The sequence below is a fragment of the Deinococcus sp. QL22 genome, assembly GCF_023370075.1.
Lineage (GTDB): Bacteria > Deinococcota > Deinococci > Deinococcales > Deinococcaceae > Deinococcus.
The window spans coordinates 2,190,322-2,211,673 of sequence record NZ_CP097149.1 but is presented as its reverse complement, the minus strand read 5'-3'; the positions used below and the strand labels follow the sequence as shown (position 1 = coordinate 2,211,673).

At 59.0% G+C, this 21,352-nt stretch carries 18 protein-coding genes and 1 pseudogene; 11 read left to right on the top strand and 8 right to left on the bottom strand.

Translation table 11 applies throughout. The annotated features are described in order from the left end of the window. Positions 1-222: 222 nt before the first annotated feature. A complete protein-coding gene (locus M1R55_RS11060; protein WP_249391819.1) occupies positions 223-651 on the bottom strand; it encodes a hypothetical protein in 429 nt (142 codons plus the stop codon). 98 nt (positions 652-749) lie between these two features. Between M1R55_RS11060 and M1R55_RS11055 the strand changes: the two genes are divergently transcribed. Together M1R55_RS11055 and M1R55_RS11050 are read left to right on the top strand one after the other, a co-directional pair. Continuing rightward, on the top strand, positions 750-944 hold the full coding sequence (locus M1R55_RS11055) for a hypothetical protein (protein ID WP_249391818.1): 195 nt from the start codon (positions 750-752) through the stop codon (positions 942-944). Between the two features lie 279 nt (positions 945-1,223). After that, on the top strand, positions 1,224-1,379 hold the full coding sequence (locus M1R55_RS11050) for a hypothetical protein (protein WP_249391817.1): 156 nt from the start codon (positions 1,224-1,226) through the stop codon (positions 1,377-1,379). An 84-nt stretch (positions 1,380-1,463) separates the two neighbouring features. Here M1R55_RS11050 and M1R55_RS11045 read toward each other — a convergent pair whose 3' ends face one another. Further along, positions 1,464-1,715: a hypothetical protein gene (locus M1R55_RS11045; protein WP_249391816.1), complete on the bottom strand. Its 252-nt coding sequence runs from the start codon at positions 1,713-1,715 to the stop codon at positions 1,464-1,466. 126 nt (positions 1,716-1,841) lie between these two features. On the opposite strand from M1R55_RS11045, the gene M1R55_RS11040 reads away from it, so the two are divergent. Next, a complete protein-coding gene (locus M1R55_RS11040; protein ID WP_249391815.1) occupies positions 1,842-2,300 on the top strand; it encodes a response regulator in 459 nt (152 codons plus the stop codon). 159 nt (positions 2,301-2,459) lie between these two features. Here the strand turns inward: M1R55_RS11040 and M1R55_RS11035 are convergent, their stop codons facing one another. Both M1R55_RS11035 and M1R55_RS11030 read right to left on the bottom strand, forming a co-directional pair. Then, entirely contained in the window at positions 2,460-4,784 is a 2,325-nt protein-coding gene (locus tag M1R55_RS11035; RefSeq protein WP_249391814.1) for a GAF domain-containing protein, read from the bottom strand. Positions 4,785-5,355: 571 nt separating this feature from the next. Then, positions 5,356-5,817 carry a peroxiredoxin gene (locus M1R55_RS11030; RefSeq protein ID WP_249391813.1) on the bottom strand — a complete coding sequence of 154 codons (462 nt, stop codon included), beginning with the start codon at positions 5,815-5,817 and terminating at the stop codon, positions 5,356-5,358. A gap of 1,028 nt (positions 5,818-6,845) precedes the next feature. On the opposite strand from M1R55_RS11030, the gene M1R55_RS11025 reads away from it, so the two are divergent. Further along, the gene (locus tag M1R55_RS11025) at positions 6,846-9,551 is read left to right on the top strand and encodes a DUF11 domain-containing protein (protein ID WP_249391812.1); all 2,706 of its coding nucleotides are present in this window, start codon (positions 6,846-6,848) and stop codon (positions 9,549-9,551) included. Positions 9,552-10,331: 780 nt separating this feature from the next. Next, positions 10,332-11,120 carry a hypothetical protein gene (locus M1R55_RS11020; protein ID WP_249391811.1) on the top strand — a complete coding sequence of 263 codons (789 nt, stop codon included), beginning with the start codon at positions 10,332-10,334 and terminating at the stop codon, positions 11,118-11,120. 130 nt (positions 11,121-11,250) lie between these two features. On the opposite strand, the gene M1R55_RS11015 is transcribed toward M1R55_RS11020, so the two are convergent. After that, a complete protein-coding gene (locus M1R55_RS11015; RefSeq protein ID WP_249391810.1) occupies positions 11,251-11,550 on the bottom strand; it encodes a hypothetical protein in 300 nt (99 codons plus the stop codon). Positions 11,551-11,675: 125 nt separating this feature from the next. Between M1R55_RS11015 and M1R55_RS11010 the strand changes: the two genes are divergently transcribed. The 5 genes and pseudogenes from M1R55_RS11010 to M1R55_RS10990 all read left to right on the top strand — a co-directional run bounded on the left by M1R55_RS11010 (position 11,676) and on the right by M1R55_RS10990 (position 15,398). Beyond that, positions 11,676-12,416, top strand: a complete 741-nt coding sequence (locus tag M1R55_RS11010) for a hypothetical protein (protein ID WP_249391809.1) — start codon at positions 11,676-11,678, stop codon at positions 12,414-12,416. 227 nt (positions 12,417-12,643) lie between these two features. Then, a pseudogene (locus M1R55_RS11005) lies at positions 12,644-12,757 on the top strand (type IV pilin protein); the annotation flags it as partial. A 1,048-nt stretch (positions 12,758-13,805) separates the two neighbouring features. Continuing rightward, a complete protein-coding gene (locus M1R55_RS32105; RefSeq protein ID WP_371827104.1) occupies positions 13,806-14,216 on the top strand; it encodes a type II secretion system protein in 411 nt (136 codons plus the stop codon). An 80-nt stretch (positions 14,217-14,296) separates the two neighbouring features. Then, positions 14,297-14,683: a type II secretion system protein gene (locus tag M1R55_RS10995; RefSeq protein WP_249391808.1), complete on the top strand. Its 387-nt coding sequence runs from the start codon at positions 14,297-14,299 to the stop codon at positions 14,681-14,683. Between the two features lie 478 nt (positions 14,684-15,161). After that, on the top strand, positions 15,162-15,398 hold the full coding sequence (locus M1R55_RS10990) for a hypothetical protein (RefSeq protein WP_249391807.1): 237 nt from the start codon (positions 15,162-15,164) through the stop codon (positions 15,396-15,398). A gap of 753 nt (positions 15,399-16,151) precedes the next feature. On the opposite strand, the gene M1R55_RS10985 is transcribed toward M1R55_RS10990, so the two are convergent. Then, positions 16,152-16,997, bottom strand: coding sequence for a hypothetical protein (locus M1R55_RS10985; RefSeq protein WP_249391806.1), 846 nt, complete (start codon positions 16,995-16,997; stop codon positions 16,152-16,154). A 353-nt stretch (positions 16,998-17,350) separates the two neighbouring features. Between M1R55_RS10985 and M1R55_RS10980 the strand changes: the two genes are divergently transcribed. Next, positions 17,351-18,496, top strand: coding sequence for a S41 family peptidase (locus M1R55_RS10980; protein ID WP_249391805.1), 1,146 nt, complete (start codon positions 17,351-17,353; stop codon positions 18,494-18,496). A 1,187-nt stretch (positions 18,497-19,683) separates the two neighbouring features. On the opposite strand, the gene M1R55_RS10975 is transcribed toward M1R55_RS10980, so the two are convergent. Further along, positions 19,684-20,505: a hypothetical protein gene (locus M1R55_RS10975; RefSeq protein WP_249391804.1), complete on the bottom strand. Its 822-nt coding sequence runs from the start codon at positions 20,503-20,505 to the stop codon at positions 19,684-19,686. Positions 20,506-20,560: 55 nt separating this feature from the next. Then, positions 20,561-20,743, bottom strand: coding sequence for a hypothetical protein (locus M1R55_RS10970; RefSeq protein WP_249391803.1), 183 nt, complete (start codon positions 20,741-20,743; stop codon positions 20,561-20,563). Positions 20,744-21,352 lie beyond the last annotated feature (609 nt).

The following is a 21,352-nucleotide window of genomic DNA, read 5'->3' as shown; positions in this document are numbered from 1 at the left end:
CGGCCTCTCACTCTGTGGCGAGGCTCAGGCGACGGAGTACAAACAACGGTGGTACAACCAAATGGCGTACTCAATGATGCTCACCCTGAATCGGTGGCGGTGGGGCTTGGCGTCGCTCACGGACGGTCAGCCTACCCCGGCACAACTCAGGCAACACAACCTGATGGACAGCAATGCAGGAGCCGCAGATGAGCACCTCTGCGGCTCCTGCGAATGGGGGGCCTACTTTTTAACGACGCTGCACCAGGCCAGAATGGCGTCGGCTTCACCTGGGAACCAGACGCCGGCGTACCAGACTTTGGGAGTGGTCATCACGAACTGCTGGTAGCTGCTGCCGTCCTCAAGTTCACCGAGCTCCATCTCCTTGAACTTGAAGTCTTTCGGGATCTTCGCGTTCAGGGCTGCTGTGATCGCTGCAGGCTTGCCTTCCCAGAACAGCAGTTCGTGGAACTTACAGACGCCGCCCAGCTCTGCTGCCGTGCTGTCGAGCAGTTCGACCATTTCAGGGGCGAAGTCATCATCCGTGAGTTCAAGTGCACCTTTGGGCAACTGGAAGCCCGTGAGGTTGGACTCGGTCACGAAATCTGTAGCGAGGGCGGAAGAGCCCATCAGCAGGGCGGCGGCGATCAGCAGGCTTAATTTGTTTCTCACACAAACAGTGTGAGGCGCCGCTGCGCCCCGCGCAATGGAGGGGAGAGGGGGGGTGCGTGCAACTCAGACGCATAGACGAAACGTTATGAACTTGCGACGTGATCAAAGAGCAAGTGGAGCGGCTGGTAGAGGGGGTGAGCGGTGACGCCGTGCAGTGGACGGTGCTCGGCTTGCTCGTCAGTACCGTGCTGCTGTCAGTGACACTGCTCTACCGAGCCGATAGAAAGAAACAGAAGAGACGCTCATTCCGCCCCTCTGCCCGCCCCAGCGCGGGCTTCTACTCAATTTGGTAATTGATCATACATAAACTCGGCCTTTGACAGAACAGCACGGAGTAGGTGTCTGGGAGTGCTGAACTACACTGTGGAACGGCTCCATCTCACTTACTCCGACGAAGACCTGTACCAATATGTCCAGCGAGCTCAGACCCAGCACGCCTCTCTGTATCAACGCCTCATCGACTTCGCTTCACAGGAATTCGAGCGAAAGGCAGTGCGAGCTGAACACCATTGGCGAGCATACCGGCGCCAACAAGAAGCAACAGAGCGGGTGAACCTATGACTGGAGAAGAGGTGTTGCGCACCGCTCAAGAATTGCTCGAACGTTCTGAGGTTCTCCAACGCGAGTTGGAACTGTTCTACCAACAGCAAGCCGAGCAAGGCCTCGAACCTCTGGCAAGCGTCGATCACGCCCCCGAAAACGCGGCCACGGAAGACGACGGATCATAAAGGTATGAAACGCGGCGCGGAGTCAACACACGCGGGCGACCCAAGAGGTTTTCTTCGGTGCTGCACGCCAAGGCAAGCTGAATCCTAACCCGAAGAGACGCGACGACTGGAATGAACCTGCGCCCGACAGCGTAAAATGTCCTGCTCTAAAGCCAACCAGAGAGGGGCGGCCTGCACCGCCGAAACCCGCCCGACATTCACGGCTACGCCTAAGTCAATCAACCTGCGTCGAAGATGGGCCACCTCCGCTTCCCCTTCCGGCGTGGGATGTTGTCTGACGTCATAGATGGTCAGGGCCAATAGGCGACACACACGGTCGACCTGTCGCATCGTCATGTCTAACTCAACCGTAGCGCAGGTGAACGGCTGTTGGGGTGCTTCGTCTTCACCGTTAGCAGAGAAGGGAGTGAAAGACCTGTGGACTCTCTGAGCACAGGAGAGACTGAACCTAATGAGATCTGTATGACCCGCTTGCTTCAAATCTTTGTCGTTGACGACAATATTTCGGATCTCGTCTTGGCTGAAGAGGTTTTTGCTGCCTTCAGCGAGCGCGTCACGATCACGACCTATCAAAGCGGCAAAGCGGTCCTAGACGCCATGCGGCCGCCAGACTCAATCTGCCCCGATGTGCTGTTGCTGGACATCAACATGCCGCACATGAACGGCTTTGACGTGCTCAAAGCGATGAAGGCCGATGAACGACTCAAACTTATTCCGGTGGTGATGCTGACGACGTCGGTGGCGCCGGAAGATGTGTCAAAGGCTTATTCGTTGTTTGCCAGTTCGTATGTGGTGAAGGCGGTTGATTTTGCGGACTTCATTCAGCAGATTGAGAGCTTGGTGGCGTTCTGGACGAAAAACCGGTTATTGAATTGGCCCACGCCGATTGAGGTGACCTCCGCCGTGAGGCTCAGCGATTAGGTTCAAAAGGGTGTGTTGAGTCGTCTTGTTCGAGCAAAAGCAAGCCCCCGCTCCAGCTTCGACTGGAGAGCGGGGGCCTTTGTTGTCTGGGTCAAGCGAGGTTCAGTTGGATGCTCAAGACCCCTTCCCATCGCGTTTCAGTCTGGTGCTCGCGTGTCCTCATGCGCCGAGTTGGCCCGGTGTGGCCAGAGCTTCAGGGAAGGTGAAGAAGAAGGTGGAACCCTGCCCTGGGGTACTCTCCAGCCAAAGCTGCCCCCCGTGACGCTCGACGATCTTCTTGCACACGGCCAGCCCAATCCCCGTGCCCTCGTAGCTCTCCCGCCCGTGCAGCCGCTGGAAGATCTCGAAGATCCGCTCGTAATACTGCGCCTCAATCCCAATGCCGTTGTCCGACACCGCAAAGCGCCAGAACGCCCCTTCCCGCTCGGCAGACACCTGCACCTCAGGCACGACGCCTTCCCGGCGGTATTTCAGCCCGTTGCTGATCAGGTTTTGGAGCAGTTGATCCAGTTGTTGAGCATCCGCCTGCACCACGGGCAGCGCGCTCCGGATGAGGGTCGCCTCAGGGGTGTGGAGACGCCTGGCCACCGTGTCAAAGACGGTCTGTGCATCCACGGGCACGAGCTTCCCTTGCTGGGTATGCACCCGTGAAAAGGTCAGCAGGTCATCCACTAGGCGCTTCATGTGCTCCCCACCCTCCACGATCTGCTGCAGGTACAGTCTGCCGCGTTCATCGAGCTTGTCCCCGTACCGCTTATTGATGGCTCCGGCAAAACTCGTGACGGCCCGGATCGGCGCTTGCAGATCGTGAGACGCAATGTACGCAAACTGTTCCAGCTCTCTATTGCTGCGCCGCAGCTCCTCGTTGGCTTGGACAAGTTCAGCGGTTCGCTGCTGTAATGCCCAGGTCTGTTTCGCCCTCTCAAGGGCCAGGGCCAGGCTCCGCAAAATGGTGTCCAACAGGACGCCTTCAACGGACGTCCACCGGTGGGCTTGGTGAAGACCGACGGCCATCACCCCACGCGGCGTATCTCCGTCAAAGACCGGAAAGGCCACACTGGCCCGAATGACCCGGATCTCCTCACGGGCGGCGGCTACGCTGTTGGGATCGTGCTGATCCTGGTAGTAGGGCTGACGGGTCTCAAACGCCTGATCCACGTTGAGGGTGCTACCACGCGGCAATCCGCGTCCTAAGGCGCGCAGCAACGCGGGATTCTGGAACTCGCCCCGATGCGACAGCAGTCTCCAGGTCTCACCGTCGGGTTCGTAGTAGGTGCTGACGCTGCCCGGAAGCAGTGACACCACCAGTTCCTGTGCGCGGCCGACCAGAGTTACTGCGTCATCTTCCAGAGCCAGGTCACGGGTCAGTTCGGCAAACCCCTCCAGCGCCCGGGTGCGGATGTCGAGTTCTGCGTTTTGAACTTGCAGTTGCCGCGTGGCCTCGGTGCGCTCCAACGTGATGGTCAACCCACGCGCCACCGCGCGTGCCAGCGCTTTCTCGCGCTCGAGCCAGGCCCGGGCCTCACGGATACCCACCGCGAAGAGGCTGTGCGTTTTGCCATTGATGATCAGAGGCAAAAAGGCCACCGCGCCGTAAGCCGTGGTGCCGGGCAAGCCGTTGGCTTCGGCATCCCAGCCGTCCACAAAGACAGGCGCGCGGGAACGTGCGGCCTCGCTGAAGTCCGGCGCATCTTCGGGTACACCCGCCTGAATTTCCTCAGCGATCTCGGGCGGCATGTCCTCCGACCAGACCCGCGCCTTCCACAGGCCATCTTCCAATTCATAGTAGGCGGCGCTGACATGTTGGAGGTTGGCATGCACCACCCGCACCGCTTGATGGGCCAGAACCCGCACGTCGCTCTCGGTGCCCACCGACTCCTTGTACGCGACAAAGGCGTCCAAGGCAGCACGTTCCTCTTCGAGTTCAGCGGTGCGTGCGGCCACCCGCGCTTCCAGATGTTGCTGGAGTTGCGCCCGTTCTAGAGCCACGGCGCACTGGGCCGCCAGAGTGCGCAGAAAGGCGATTTCGGCCTGGGTGAACTGATGCGGTTCCTGGAAGTCCAGAATCAAGGCACCCAGGGGCCGGCCCTCTAGCATCATGGGCAGGACGGCCGTGGCAACGGCGGCTACGCCACCCGTGCGCTCTTCGAGGTCGGGATAGGCCTGCAACAGGGCGCCTTGGTGCTCAAAGAACAGCGGTTTCTGCCGCGCTAAGGCGTCTCCGGCAGGCATGTGCTCGTCCAGCGAAGCGTCTTGCCAAATCGTCTGGGCTCCGGCCTCGAAGCCTTGGGCGGCGGCGAGCCGCAGACGCTGGCCCGTGTCGTCCACCAGGAGGGCCGCGCTGGCAATGGCGCCTAACCCCTCCAGGGCGGGGGTCAGGAACATTCCCAACAGGTCTTCTGGGGTGTGGGCGGCCAGGGCTTCAGTGACCGCTTGCAAGCGGTCACTGAAGGAGAGAGCTGACCCGACAGGATGGCTGGACACCTGGCCAAGATACTGTCCAGCGCGGTGGATCTTGGGTACAGCACCTTTCCTGTGACCTTATGCTTGGCGTGAGGTCTGAAGCTTGAGACGGTGCTCACGGTGACGCGTCACAGACGCTTTGAGCTGGATCGTTCAAAGTCCTTGAAGGACAGGAGGGGCCACCCACCACGGCCAGAGCGCAGCCACCGGACGGTCCGCCTTGGCGTAGGTGTTGTATTGCCAGTCAAAACCCGCCGAGTAGGGCGGGGGCGCCGCGGCTGAAGGATCAGGCACGTGAGGCGTTGTCAGAATCCTGAAACGGGATCAGGCGCACGCTGAATCATGCCGAAAGACAAACCAGCACCGACTCCGAAGCCTGCTCCTCAGCCCGACAAGACTGGTGGTAAAAGCGGGTAACCCCAACAGAACATGGCCCTCCTCTGCGCTGATGCGTGGGCGAGGGCTTTTCTCTTGCCAAAAAGAACTCCCCAATCATGGGGGGCAGGGCTCCGCTCCTGTCTCACAGGGCACACAACTCCTGCCTCAGCGTGGGAGGAACGAAGGACAGAAGGGGTCTCAAGGATTGCGGTATTCAGGCGCGCCACTCGCGGGACGCCTTTAAGACGGTCTCGGCATCCAAACCAGGGTTGACCTCAGTCCAGTACTGCACAATGACGCCCAGAGGGTTCACGAGAAATGTCTCTCGGCGCGGTCTACGAATGTCCTCACCCGGCCAAGGCTCATCCATGACACCGAATAACTGGGTCAAGTTCTGAGAACTGTCATCAATCAAGGGATAACTCAACTTGCAGAGATTGCGGAACTCCACCTGTTCTTTGCGTGGGTCGCCGTTGATCCCCACAATATCGATGCCCATCGCCTCGAACTCGGGATACAGGGCCTGATACCGGCGGGCCTGCAACTGGCAGTGTGTGGTGGTGGTCTTCGGAAAGAAGTAAAACACCCGCCAGCGACCTGGCGCAGCCGTGTACAGCTCGCCAGTGTCTTGGCTAGCGACGAATGGGGGGACGACATCACCGACTTGAAGTGTCATGGCTTTACTCTAGAAATCCAGCATTGACGAGACTGTCACAACTTGACGTGCTGATTTCTTTGGAAAACGTCTGCCACCAAAAACCCGCCCTTCTCAGAGCGGGGCGCCGTGGCTGGTGGGGAGACAGGCTCCCGGCGAAGCGTGGGCAAAGTGTACTGGAGGAGAGACCAGTCATCGGCGCGGATGCTGATCGAGATGGCCTTCAAGCGCCTCTTTCTCTACGTCGGTGCCGGACAACTCAGGCGAAACCGCCCCCGCTTCGGCTGTGGGTAGGGGTTTCTTCATTGGGCTGCTCTTCAGGAAGATCAGTGTCTAAGGTCAGCTTCCAACTCTTACGCTGGAACGCATGAGATTTCTCACACCTTTAAGCATCCCTCCGCTGGCACGTGGTACGCGATGAACGGCGCGGCGTGGCAGGCCTGGGCGATGCACCTCCCTATTGATTCGCTAGAACTTGAACGGGTTAAGGCGGATCTGCAACACCAGGTGAAGCGGGCGGAGGATCGTTTGGCGGACGTCTTGGCGACAGGCGGCAACAGCCGTGCTCACCGGGAGGCTCTCATTGCGCTGGCTGAATTGAACAGTCAATTGAGGCTGGTGGAGGCCCGCTTGGTGGCTTCAGCACCCGCTCAGCTTCATCAGACCCGACAGCCTCGCAGTTAATCTGCACGCCATCCCACCCCTGCTTTGGCTGGTACGCAGGAAGCTTCTTCATGCAGCCTCACCCGGCGTCTACACCAATTCCTCTTACAACTCTCTTACACATGAAAGCCAATTTTTCATTAAAACTCCATACATGAAGGAGCAAACTTTCATATTTAATTCTTACGTCAGGTCAACATCAGAAAGAGCCACTTTCTCGCTTTCTTGACGTTTCTTCATTTAGTGGAGGATATCGCCTGAGGAATTTATGTGTCTAAATCAAGGCACGCAACAAAGCTTCCTAGGTCGCTAGGTAAGTTGTTTATCCTCAAAGTCAATGCACTTTGAGCGGCTTTGTTGATGATTTCTTGGAGGCTCTTATGAACATGAATGTCAAACTAGGTATGGCCGCATTAACCAGTGTGCTCCTGCTCGCCTCTTGTGGTGGCAACACGCCCGTCGTGAATCCTCCCGCCGTCACTGTCGGCATGGTCTCTCTCCCGGCCAACCCCAATGGCTACACCCTGACCATCCGCGACAGTGCCGGTGTGATCGTGGCTCCAGGCAACTACAGCAACCTGACGCCGGGCAACTACACGGCGACCTACAGCAAAGACGGCTTTATTCCTGAGACTCAGAACTTGACCGTCACCGCGGGTGGCACCACCAATCTGGCCTACCCCACCCTGCGGGCCAACACCGTCAGCGGCGCGTTCTACATGGACGCCAACGGCAAAATGGTCGCTATCACCAAAGACGACCTGAACAACGCAGGCACCAAATTTGTCTTCTACTCCTGGCTTGAAAATGAAACGGGCGGCATTGATGCCACCAAAGTCGGCGGCATCACCGACCCCGCTGCCCCGACCGCTGGCGAGATGGACGAAGTCGCCCCCTTGCTGAGTCAGAACGTGGCAGGTGGCTACGTGGGTTACAAGGCCGCTGACGGCAACGTGTACCCCATTGTCGGTGCCAACGTGCGCTGGGACATTCTGGAGCAGACCGGCAGCGTGCGTTTCGCCGCCGCCGATGACGGTGGCCAGGCCTCTGGTTCCCCGGTGACCGGGCAGGACATCAACGACAACGCCCTGAGCGCCAACACCTACACCAACAGCGCGACCGGCAACAACGTGCGCTTTCCCAGCAGCACCGAGTACCCGCTGTACAACGTGACCGGCGTCAATACGCCCGACACCAACGGCTTTACCTGGACGGCCCTGAACCACGACCCCGCCGTGACCACCACCGCTACGGCCCGTATTCGCGCCATCGCTTACGTCAACGGCACCGAAGTCACCAAGCGCTTCCTGAACAAGACGTTCGCCCCCAGTGCCCGCCTGACCATCGTGAAGGCCCCCAAAGACAACCAGGCCGGCATCAATCAGTCCCGCGACTTCACAGTCACGGTCAGCAACACCGGCGCAGGCCCCGCCACCGCCATCCGCCTCAGTGACGTGCTGAAGTCTGGCGACGCCGCGGCCTACAGTGTCACGGCCCCTGCCGGAACCACCGCCAACGCCACCGACGGCTTTGACGCCACCTTCGACCTTGCTGCCGGAGCCAGCCGCACCTTTACGTTGCCGGCTCAGGCCAGCGCCGTCGGCGTCTACTGTGACGTTGCCACCATCGTCAGCTACAACAACGGCGCGTTCGGCACCGTGACTCCCGCCCTGTCCGATCAGGCCTGCCTGACGGTCACGGCTCCCAACCTCGGCATCAGCAAGACGCTGGGCACCCTGGATACCGCCGGCGCCTTTACGCCGATCGCCAGCGGCGTCGTCGTCGGCCCGAACGTGCCCGTCGTGGCCCGCATCACGGTCAGCAACAACGGCAATGCACCCGCCACCAACGTGGTCGTTACCGACTCGCTGGCCAACGCTACGGTTGCTGCCAACTACGCCATTCAGGGCGCTGTCACCGCCGCGCCTCAGGCCGTAGCCGTGACCAAGGCTGGTGACGACGGCTTTACCACAGGAGCATTTACTCTGGCCGCCGGAGCCACCCAAACCTTTACCTTCGCTGCCAGCGGCACCGTCGACGGCGACTACTGCGACCAGGGCACCTTCACGGCCACCAGCAACAACGGCGTGGCCGTCACCGGCGCGTCGGGCATTCCCTGCTTCAAGGTCGCCTCGCCGCTCCTGGCGATCACCAAGGTCAACAACCAGATCGCAGGCCAGCCTGCCCTCAACCAGCTGACGCCCGGCAGCAGCTATCAGAGCGTCATCTCGGTGACCAACTCCGGCTCGGCCACGGCCACCGCCGTGGCCGTCAAGGACTTGCTGGGCAACCTGAACAACGTGTTCATGAACTACGGCAGCGGCAGCTACACCGTCACGGGCACCGCGCAGGCCGGCAGCGTGACCTTTGACGCCGCGACCCGCACGGTCAGCACCGTGCCCGCCACTGTGAACTTGGGCCCCGGTCAGGTGCTGACGCTGACCCTGACGAGCAGTGTTGCCGCTGGCACGCCTCGCGGCAGCTACTGTGACACTGGCAGCTTCACCAGCACCAACGGCGGCACCGGTCAGGCTCAGGCCTGCGTGACCGTCACGTCGTTCATCTCCGAGCAGACCCAGCTCACGGACACGGTTGACCCCATTCGTGCGGGCGACACGGTCGGCACGATCCTGGCGAGCGCCGCCAGCGTCGAGCCGGGCTCCAACGAAGGTGCGCTCAACAACGTCTTCATTTACAACTTCGGTGCCATCGATCCTGTTCAGCAGACCCCGGGCATCTTCAACTTCACCGATTCTCAGGTCTACTACGACCCCACGCCGACCCGTGATCCTCAGACCGGAGCGATCATCACCGACTACCTCAACGGCACCAGCACCCGCTTGACCGTGGGCGCCGGGGCAGGCCAGTACACCGTGAGTGCCGAAACGGGTGTGGGCCAGCAGACCATCACGCTGAACCCAGCCTTCCGTGTCGCGCCCGGCGGCGTGGTGTTTGTGCGTACGCAGGTCACGGCCCCCGCCGGAACTGCCGCCCGCCAGTACCAGGAAACCTTCCGCTGGAACAACACCGCCGAAAGCAGTGGCCAGGCCCAGACCAACTTCAAGGCCGAATCCACCACCGTCGTTCCCTAATCCTCTCAACAGGCCGATGACACGGTGTTGTCGGCCCCTGAAGACCCTCAGGCGGTGCCTGAGGGTCTTCTTTGTTGAGGCTCACCAGTGCGCAACGTCCTTTAGGTCAGGGAACTCAGCCTCAGCCCATGGATGTATACAGCTTCACCCTGGGCGAACTCGCGGACTGACTGAATACCACTTACTGCTCAGGCTGGAGTTTCTCAGAGGAGGGCGTGGGGTGAACCCAGTGTAAGGAGCTGACCAACTTCTTGGAGTGCCTCCGGAGGTGCAGGCTGAAACCTGGGCTGCCTAGCAGGAACTGATGGCCGACGGCGGCGACGTGGAGGAAGACGAGGCCGAGTATTGGTTGGACGTGGAGTTTGTCGAGCCGTGCCCAGAACATAGCTAACACAAACCCGCCGATCAGCGCAGGCCGCTGTAGCGGGTAGGAAAATTCACTTCCGCCACAGCGTGTGGGGATGGGATCACGTTCAGAGGTGAAAGAGAGGTTGGGAGACGGAGCTTCCCCATCCCCCGATGCTGCAACACTTCAGAGACGGCCCAATTGCTCAGTGGGAAACGGTCATCGCTGGTGAACATCACGCCGGGTGAACGACCGCACCGATCACCTGACCTCGTGATCCTCTGGAGGCTGGCCGGATGCGAGTCTTCACACACATTCATTTTTCCTTTATTTTGGTAGCCATGATCCATCCCTGTGGACCTCACCAGCTGACACCCCAGCGACCTTCAGGTGCTTCGCTATAAACGGGGGCCAGGCTGACGGAGCATGAACACTTGCAGGCGCGGTTTGGGGCGCTCAGCCTGGATCATACCCGCCCCGGCTTCATCACTGGGGCGCCGTTTCACGCTGCCGCTGAGCTTGACCCCTTTCTTTCAGAAGCCTACGCCCGCTTCGTCCTCACGCGCCCGCAATCTGGAACTGAAGCGGCCCATGCCCGAGACGTCGTCGTGCAGACGGCCCGAATGGTGCATGGCCTCCTCCTGAAAGATGGACGTCTTGGACACTGCCTGGCCACGGCTCAACTGCTGAGCCGGCTCCTGAACGCTCAAGGCATCTGGAACGCCGTCATCAACGGTGCGTTGGGGGTCACGCTGCCGTCGACCCGGCTGAGTCTGCCCGCCCTTTCCGATCTCCAGGGCACCACGGTCACGGGACACGCCTGGGTGCTCGCCCCGCCCTTCCTGGTGGTGGATGTCAGTGTCCAGCGTCAACCCTGGGATGAGCACCTGCCCCTTCTCCCTCAGGTCGTGCTGAGCGAGCAGCTGGAGCCCGCACACGTGTATGCCGATACGTTGCTGCGAGCGGAAGCGTACGCGGCGTTACGGCGGGAACTGGACCGTCTCCCCACCGTGGCTGACGTTCAGGCCCGGGTGCCCTGGCTGACCAAGGCGCTGCGGCGTCTCCCCATTGGTGGCTTGAGATTTGGAGACGTCCGACTGGACTACCTGCCGCTCTCCGTTCCCCTCGGCCATGCAGAGGAGAGGAGCGAGGAGCGATTGGCAGGCCACTCCGCACAGTCCATCCTTCAGCAGCTCACCAGGCAGGCCCACCCTAGGGCCTGATCACACCAGACCAGCCCAAGCCAATCCCGCCGCCAGACGCGGGCGGCACGAAGGGCGGGTCATCCAGGGCGAGCAAGGCAATGCCCTCACCCACGCATCAGCGCAGGTGAGGGCATTTTTCGGTTGTCCCTTATTGGGCTGGATCGTTCGCGCTTTTCTGCTTTTGGCGTTTCATCCACCCGATGATCAGCCACGCGCACCCAATCAGGAACCCCAAGGGGAGCGTGGCCAGACTGAACCAACTGAGCAGCGCCATGGTATTCAGCAGTGAACCAGCGTCCCATCCCAGGATCAGGCAGGGCCGAACACCGGCGCTGCTGAGGATGCAACCACGGGCGCTAGCCATGCTGGAGGCCAGCAAGACGCTGATGAGCGGCGCGAAGGTGAACAGCACCAGGGCCAGCACGGGCCAGCGACGGCGAAGAGTCATACGCAACCCTACTGCGCTGATGCGTGGGCGCGGGCTTTTTTCTGTATTCGCGGGCAAAGAAACACCCGCCTCAGCCTCGGCTGTGGGCGGGGGCGGTTTTCAGTTCATGTATGGCAGCATGCCCCATGCCAGCCGGTTTCAAGATCACGATTACTCTGGCTGCTGAAGAACTGCGTCGTGCGGAAGCTGCAGCCCAGCGTACCGCCCTGAGCCTTGAAGCGTTCTGTCGCAATGCCGTCCTGAACGCCTGCCGTGATGTCAAACTGGCCCCACCTCAATACAAACCCCACCAGCTTACCCATATCCACAAAAAAGCTGCATCAGAAGACAAAGTCTGGACGGAAGAAGAACTTCGAGAACGTGGCCTTCCCCTTTACTGGAGCCGGGCCTGGGTGGACGATCAATTGGCGCGTGGGCATAGTCACGCCGAAATTGCCATCAATGCAGGGGGGTATCAGGTGATGGCCGTGAGTCGGCACTTGCGTCTCAGCCATGGGATCGTTGGGGTAAAGCAGAAGACGCCTGAACAGCAGCAAGACATTTATGCTCGCATCTCACAAGGGGCGACCCGTGAGCAAATCATGCAGGAGTTCCGGCTGAGTGAGTTTGGGGCTGGAAGATACTTTCAACTGGTTCAGGCCGAGAATGAGTTGCAATTGCGTTTCCGACAAGAGATTGCCCGCTTGGAGTGGCCCGCCACCAAGCCTGAGGTTGCCCAGACGCTCTTCCCAGAAGAAAAACAACGAACCACCAATTGGTTGGCCGTGCGTGTAAAGAAAGGCTGGCTGGTGCGCGTTGAGCAGGGCGTGCACCAGCCCAGTCTTGAATTTTTAGGGTCTGCACAGTTCGTCTCTGATCAGAAATAGTTGTTTTTACGATTTAAGGTGATTTCTGCTGTAGCAGGTTGAGCTCATAGGAACTATGACAATCTGAATGATTAAGGTCGAGCTATGCCCAATTCTCTGCACTATTAACGATTTATTAGCGGATATGAAGTAGTATGCATTCAGCAGTCAGCGAGTGCTTACTGCCCGCCATACCCGGCCAACCAGACGCATCTATCCCTTATCTGGACGGCCCCAAGGAGATCACCATGAAGAACAACACGCAAGGTTTCACCCTGATTGAGTTGCTAATCGTGATCGCTATTATTGGGATCCTGGCCGCCGTGCTGATCCCCAACCTGTTGGGTGCCCGTAAGAGCGCCACTGCCCGTGCAGGACAGGCCCACAACGCCAGCGTCTACAAAGCCGCCATTGCTCGCCTAACCGAGAGCACCACCGAAACCTCTCAGAGCGTTATTGATGATATGAATGTTGATTGCAAAGTAGCTGTCGAAGGCACCTTTCCTGTAGATGATGCACCTGCAGGCGTCGCGACCTGCGCCCTCCTTGCCAATGGCTCCGACGACTTCTTCGTGAACACCACGATGAACGACTCCGGCAATGAAAAGCTGTTTCAGAACGGCAAGGAAGTCACGGCATTCGCTACCACTACTCCCTGATCTAAGTTGAACCCTAGGCCGCCCTTCGGGGCGGTTTTTTTATTGCACACTACTCCACTTAATGGAGTGCTACACGTATTTCGGCAGGTAACCGAGCGGAGACTCGTAACGAGCTCATCTGTCAGGGCGCGTACACTAAGTCTCAATGACAATAAACCCCGTTTAGGGCTTGAAACTCCGTCCTCATCGGAGTTAGCGCTGAATGAGGTTTTTGACCAAGCTGGGCAGAGCTCATGAGCAACCCGGTCTGGGCGGCAGAAAAGCAGAAGAATGACGTTTGAGACGAATTCCAGAGATTCTACGCTCATTACGAGAGAAACAAGCCCTAAACGGGGTAATAAGACAGATTTGCCGTGCCCTAACAGCAGGAATGCCTGTCAATGTGATGAACTTAAACGGGTGCTGACGTTGTTCCACCGTGAGGGCAAGGCCTAAATGTTGTGGCATGGGAAGAAAGCTAGCGTTCCGACTCCCAACGTACCCAACCGCTAGCTATCTCTGACTCTCGTCCACATCACTGAAACATGTGTAGCAATCCACCAGCCACTGCACCCTGGCTTATTGAACTTCATATGCCACGAGGACAGTTGAACCTGAAACCAACTGTGATTAGTAACGCGTAAGAGAAGTGTTAGAGACATCTGGGTAATGTGTTGATTAGCAAAAGCAGGAGGTTCCTGCGGTTGCCCACGCCATACTCGGCCAACCAGACGCATCTATCCCTTATCTGGACGCCCCCTAGGAGAACACCATGAAGAACAATACGCAAGGCTTCACCCTGATTGAGTTGCTAATCGTGATCGCTATTATTGGGATCCTGGCCGCCGTGCTGATCCCCAACCTGTTGGGTGCCCGTAAGAGCGCCACTGCCCGTGCAGGACAGGCCCACAACGCCAGCGTCTACAAAGCCGCTGTCGCCAACTTGGCCAGCGACAACGCGGCAACCTCTCAGAGCGTTATTGATGATATGAATGTTGATTGCAAAGTAGCTGTCGAAGGCACCTATCCTGTAGATGATGCACCCGCAGGCGTCGCGACCTGCGCCCTCCTTGCCAACGGCTCCGACGACTTCTTCGTGAACACCACGATGAACGACTCCGGCAATGAAAAGCTGTTTCAGAACGGCAAGGAAGTCACGGCATTCGCTACCACTACTCCCTGATCTAAGTTGAACCCTAGGCCGCCCTTCGGGGCGGTTTTTCATACTCCGACCAAAGTATTTGGCATGAGGTAACTCATCCTATGAATCAATCCACGCAAGGCTTCACTTTGCTCGAATTACTGGTGGTCATTGCCATCATTGGCATTCTTGCTGCCGTGCTGATTCCCAATCTGCTGAGTGCACGCCAGGTCGCTAAAGAACGTACTGCCCAAATGTTTGCTTCAAACGTGACCCATGTAACTTTCGCTTGGATGGCTGATAGTTCGCACCGTACCGTGGCAGGTTTACCCACAGACTGTAAAGCGCCTACTGAACTGCTCAACGAGAACGGCAGTAGCAGTGGCTATAGCTGGGGAACTCCGCCTGATGTGGTAACCACTTGTGAGATCGGTGCCCGTGCGGACGGCACCTTGAGCGTTAAGGTCATGACCGACCGTGCCACATACGTGAATGGTGCGCCTGAGTAACAGTTCTTAACTTCTCTCTGCCCGCCTCAGCGCGGGCTTTTCTCTTGCCAAGAAAAAGCCCCCTACACGGGGGGCACGCTTGATCAAGCGGTACCATCCACCTGTCCAGCGCAACTCCAGTATGAATTCGGGTCAGGAAGTAGGTCTATCGGATTTCTGATACACCCCCACCGTATGAAAAACCCGCCCAGTGAAGGACGGGGCGCCGCCGCTGGTGGGGAGACATGCTCCCGCCGAAGCGTGGGAAAAGTGTATTGGAGCTGGATGCTGCCCAAGTCCCGGATACGTGAGGCATTGTCAGATTGCTGAGAGGGGATCAGGCGCACGCTGGATTATGCCGAAAGACAAACCCGTGCCGCCCCCGCCACCCGCACCGAAGCCCGACCACATTGGCGGTAGAGGCGGGTAGTCAAAGCCCTCACCTGCGCTCATGCGTGGGCAAGGGCATTTTTACGTTTTGACACGATAGGAGACTGATATGGACGAAGATCTGACCCGTTTTGCAAGCAACGAAATCATCAACTATGTGAACGCGCATCCCGATAGCGCGGATACGGTGAACGGTATTCATCAATGGTGGATCCAGTGGCCGGACGCAGCGGGATCGCTGCAGGTCACTGTAACGGCGCTGGAACAACTCCAGTGGGACGGCCTCATGGAGATGGTTCCGATAGGCGATGGCGGTCGCATCCTCTGGCGGCGGCGCAGAGAGTAACCACAAGCCAATAAAAGGCTGTGGATAGTGTTGATCAGGGAGACTCTGCCGGGCTTCAGGATGTGCTTTCTCTTGCCAACAAATTACCCCCCGATCATGGGGGGCACGGCTCCGCTCCTGTCTCACAGGGCACACGGCTCCTGCCTCAGCGTAAGGAAATGGTAGCCGGGGAGAGAAACAGGAAAAAGCACGACATTGAGCGAGCCTTGAGCGCGAGAAGAACGATGGAACTGGACGCCATTGAAATCCCGGACACGTGAGGGGTTGTCAGTCAGCTGTCGGAGGATCAGGCGCACGCTGAATCATGCCGAAAGACAAGCCAGTGCCGACCCCACCACCCGCACCGAAGCCCGAGAACGATGGCAGCGGGAGGAAGGGCGGATAAGCCAGAGCAACAAAGAAGCCCTCACCTGCGCTGATGCCTGGGCGAGGGCTTTTTTTGGCATGATTCAGCGCCATGTATGGAAACGATCCGTCGAACTAGACCTGATCATGACCCCTGGAAGTCATCAAAATGCACCTGAATTGCTTGACGACATGAGCCTTTTTGGTGGAACTGTGATCTATCGAGGTAGCCTTAAAGCTTCTCGGGCACTTCCCATTCACCGTCAGCGAGTCGATGTGTTGATCGACTGTTTGGCCCAGCCCGCGCACCCCGCAGCCGGGGTGCGCGGGCACTGGGGGAGCAAGCACTGGCGGCGGGGGCAGCTACAGCGACTGAGCTGGACAGGGACTGATGGGCTGTGGGGCAGCTCAATCCAAAGCGTACAGGTCGAGCGTGCCAGTCGCGGCGGAACGCATCGCCAGGCGGCCGCCGCTGGACTCCAGCGTCAGGCTGCCGGCGGCGACGTTCCAGCCGGCTGCGAAAGACTGGTCGACGTCGACGGCGACGCGGGTCTGCGCGCCGCTGGGGGCCGTGAAGGTGCACGTGCCCAGGGCGCGGATCACGAGCGCGCGGTCGGCGTAGATCAGCTCTTGGTAGTTCGAGAGCAACGCCGTGCTGCTCGCCCGCAGCAGCTCGGACACCAGCAGGTCGGCGTGGTCGACCCCGGCACCGGGGGCCAGGATGAACTCGCCGGCCACCAGCTGGGCTGCAGCGTCCGAGACGAGGTCGACCTCACGGGTGCACTGCACGCCGGAGCCCTCGGGCCAGACGCTGCGGGCGGGCATCAGCGAGCCCTGGGGCGGAGCGGCTGGGATGCCCAGTGCGTAGCGCAGGTTCGTGCCGACTACCGTGCTGGCCAGCACCACCGGGCTGACCGTAATGGCCTGCGCGTGCACGCCCGCGCCCTGCGCGGACAGCCCCTTGCCGGACAGTGCCTGCATGGCCATGGTGGCGGCTGCAGCGGGCACGGCGGGACGCACCTCCAGGGCGCGCCCGGCAGCCTCAGCGCGGGTGTGGAAGGCGCTGCTCTCGCCGTCGATGGTGGTGCCCAGCTCGACCGTCCCCGAGATCATCGGGGCGGTGACGGGGGGCACGGGCGGCAGCGGTGGGAGCACCTCTCCGGGTCCTGAACCGCAGGAGGCCAGGGCGAGGGTGAGCGCGGCGGCGGCCAGCTTGAGTGGCGTGCGCGTGCGGATGGAGGGCAGGATCGTCATGCGGTCTCATCCTAGCGGCTGGCCCTCCTCCCTGCCCGGGCGCTGGGGGGTGGGCGCTGGGGGTAGACGCAGCCGCTCCTTACCAGCGCAGCGCCTCAGGTTCGTGCCGCGCCACTCACCCAGCAGGCGCGGGTGGGCGGGGTGGGGTGATCCATCCGGCCTTTGAAAGGGGCTCAGCTGGGCTGCTGGAGCGCGGCCTTTTTGCCTCAGACCTGGCGTAAGTTATCCACAGCGTTACCTTGGGGTGCTGATAAGTGTTGATTGGGGGCATTGGCCCGAGTTTTTGATGCAGTTGCCTTCTGGTTCCAGACACATCCAGCTTCAACTGACAGAGCTCCACATTAGACTGTCTCATGCGCATCCCTTGGTTCTTCACGCTCATGCTTCTTTCCTTAGGGAATTTTGCGGGCGCTCAGACCGACTCCCTGACCCCCGAGCAGCTCGTCAAAATTCTCGACAATTTTGAGAACACCTACTACCAACCCCTAGATCGGCCAGCCCTAGAACGCGCGGCTTCAGGTGGCCTTCACAACATCCCAGCGCTGCTGAACGATGGATTGACTCGGTATTACCCGCCCAATGATCCCCTCCTTAACGTGGATCCCAGGATCAGCCACGGAATCGATTTTGGCCCAGTCACGGGGAACACCGCGTTGACCAACATCACCGGAGTGGCCAGATATAGTCCCGCTTGGCGCAGCGGTCTGCACCCCGGCGATCTGGTTCAGGCTGTCGACGGCCAAGATGTCACCAAACTCAACGCAACTCAGCTGTTCTCTGTTTTAGCAGTGATTCCTGCTCAACACCCCTTCCAGCTGACCGTGAGCCGCAAGGGTGTGACTCAACAGGTCACCCTTCAACGCGAAGTTGTGCCTGCTGTCGTGATGCGCCGGGAGGGCTTACCAGCAGGGGTAGCTTACGTTGCCCTGCCGACGCTGTTTCATCCTGATCTTAGTGATGAACTGCAGCGCACCCTCGTCAGTCTCGTGGCGGCCCGAGTCAATACGGTAGTGCTTGACCTGCGGGACAATAGCGGAGGAACCTTGTCCACTGTTGCTAACGCAGCAGATTTTTTTATGGAACGGATTGATGGTGACATCGTCTATCTCCGATCCCGTGATGGTGGGGACAAACTCTATGCCCGAGCATCCCGGAGTTCAAAAGACTTCCTAGGCCGGGTGGTGATTCTGGTCAATAGATACACCGCGTCCGGTGCAGAGGTCTTGGCCAGCGTCCTGCAACACGCGGGAGCCACAGTTGTCGGTGAACGCACTCCAGGGATGGGGCTTGTCACGGTACCCATTGTGATTCCCAACGGGGCCCGGCTCCTGGTACCTAGCGCGCTCCTGGTCACCCAAGCTGGAGTGATTCAGGGACAGGGTGTAACCCCAAATATTCAAGTGGTGGAACCAGAACGATCCACGGATGGTCGAGAAATTCGCTTTGAGGATGACCCCTTCATTCAAAGGGCTCTCCAAGAGCTAGCTGACCAAACCTGATCAGATCTAGGCCAGCATGAACTTCCAAGGCTGACCTTACCTCTTGCAGTTGATCAGGGAGACTCTGCCGGGCTTCAGGATGTGCTTTCTCGTGCCAACAAATTACCCCCCGATCATGGGTGGCAGGACTCCGCTCCTGTCTCACAGGGCGCTCGGCTCCTGCCTTGGCGTGCGGAGAGTGTAAGTGACTAGCTGGGTAAAGAGCTAGCGCAGCCAAGGCGTCGGCACATCCTCAAAGCCACCAGACAGACCGATAGGGCCATAGTTGCCGGGATCACCTAGCGTCACCGATATTCCCGCATCGCCAGCGTCACCATAATTCGTGGTGGGCTCCCCCGCTGGCGTATCAATCGGTTTGAGGCATATAAGACGCCTAGGTATCGGCCTTGGCGGTCAACAAAGATATTTTAGGTAGGAAGCCACCAACCAATGTTGTCTCCGTTGGGTGCATGGAGACAGGTATTGCTGACTCGTGCAATGTACTTGCCCTGGCTACTGAACAGCTGGCTCATGGGTGGTATAGGAAGTCCACGAGGTTATCTGACAACTTGGGTTTAATTCACGATTAGCCCGCTGATACACGCATTATCAACGGAAGAGTAGTTCTACTTATGCCAGTTATCTCTTCTCCACTTCATCTCCTGCCTGATGGCCTCCCGCTCAAATCGTTGCGAGGCGAGTTCTAAAAACATCAGTTCAGTCTTCCTATGCTGCTCCCTCACACGCTCCAGACGCTCTGCAAATACTTTCTCTTCCTCTGACGGAGGCCACATACCACAGTCAAACACACCCCAATTCATCCTGTGTGGCCTATCCTGAAAGGTTCAGTTCATTTCCTGTACCCGCACAACAGTGAAGGTCAACGGACACGGCTCAGCTTGATGTGGACTAAGGTAGAGCTTGAGGTGCTTATGAGACCTGTAGACCGAGTCTGTGGTGCATTGGCGTCAACTATTTATCACGTGAGGCAACATCCTACGGCCGTCCAAGAAGCGGAAATAGCTCGCCTCCGACGTGCCTTCATCGACCTGTGGGTGGCACTGGAAGTCGGACGAATCTCAGCAAAGCAGGCAGAACCGCAATTTGATGCTCTTGAGCGAGAAATTTTGCGCTGTCGATTTCATGAGAAATCCTCCTCTGCTGCATAACCTCGACTGAGCGCGTATTCCGCACCGTTCTCTGTGGGTCTATTCCTGTGACTCTCGCCCTACCTTGCTCCCCCGTGCAGCATTCTCCAATGCCTCTCGCTGTATGACAGCCGCATCCCGTTGGCTGGTCAGCTCGGTGAGTTCCGCTTGCCTATTGGCATTGTCTTCTTCCAACACTGAAATCCGACTTTCTGCGGTCTGCGCTTCGGCGATCAGTTCACGCTTCTGGGCCGCATGATTTCGTCCAACCCGCTCCAGGGTTCGGATGTATTCGAGTGTCTCAGCAGCCTGACGTTCCAACTGCATCAGCTCACGTTCTCCCCGTTCCTGATCGACTTGCTGTAATTGGGCCGCCGCTTGTGCGCTTACCCCTTCCAACTGGGTGATCTGCTCCAGGGTGCTGGCATACGTCACTGCCGCTTGAATAATGTCTTCCAGGTCTTGGACTTGCTGGCGAACCGACTCGCCCAAGGTCGTGAGCAGATGACCACTGACGTGTTCCAGTGGGGTGGCACGGATCTCGGCTAAGGTGCCTTGGATAATGACGCGCAACTTGGAAGCCGTGTTGATCTGCGTTCGCCCAGAACTGATGATCTCTTTGAGCCGGACTTGATGCTCATGGGCTAAAGTCCCGATCTGAGCCAAGGGAGTCGCACGCTGCTGTTCGATGGTGGAGGCCACGACCCGCCGGAGTGCCTGCGTCACCACCAGCTGTTCGCGTCCTGCGTGGATGATCCCTTCGAGGATGTCGAGTTGAACCAATCCAGCGGCCCCCACGTGTCTGCGGGTGGAGGCAGAGGCAGACCGCTCTGTGCGGGCGTCAACATCATCAGGCAACTGAAGACCATCGGTTGGAACCATATGCCAGTGTAAAGGACGTCCCTCAGCTAGAGGTCGCTCCTCACCCTGCACACCCTCACAGGCCGCCTGAGTCAGTGTCCTCACCAGGAGTATCTTCGGAGAATTGATCTACGGCAGATTCAAGCTTCGAGTCTTGCTCGGCTTGGCGCTGGAAGAAGTGTTCCAGTTCCTGCTGAAGTCGTGCAGAACGCTCCAGCAGTTCTTTCGCTGTTTGCAACACATCTTCGTCGTCTGCCACGCCTCAGCTTAGTGAAACCTGTAAGCGTGAATACCAATCCGCAGGGGGAGACCTGAAGGTGTCCTTTATGATTGCTGATCCGCCCTGGCGTGGGCGGATGCATAGAGCGTGCTCCCTCTCCCCCGGATTCCAGGTCATGCCCGTTATTCGGGATAGGCCAACTTCCAGCCATGCCGAAAGATGCCGAAACTCAATGACGAGAAATGACGAGCTTTCCCGCCCTCACAAAACGGCCAAGAGCGTATGAGTAAGCAGCGCCGCGCCTCTCTGGTCAGCTTGCTTGAGCTTAGGCCCGCGCTGGCCTTGCTGTGGCCTGCCTCGCGCGCACATAGTTTTTCCCTCCCCATAAGTCAGCCCATCTGCGTGCAGAAAGTGTACTGGATGCAACAGTTATCCACAGGGCAACCTTGAGGGTGTGGATAACTCTAACGCCAGATCAAACGAAAGCGTTCCTCACCGTAAAAGTCCAGTAAGGCTGCCCTCATTAGTACCTCCGCAGGCAGCCTCTCCCCTGCCCCATCGGTGAGGCCTAGCAATCGGCGCTGGGTCTGGTAGCCAATCACGAGAGCGTCTCCCAGCGCCTCAGCTGTCGCGCAACGCTGGACACCC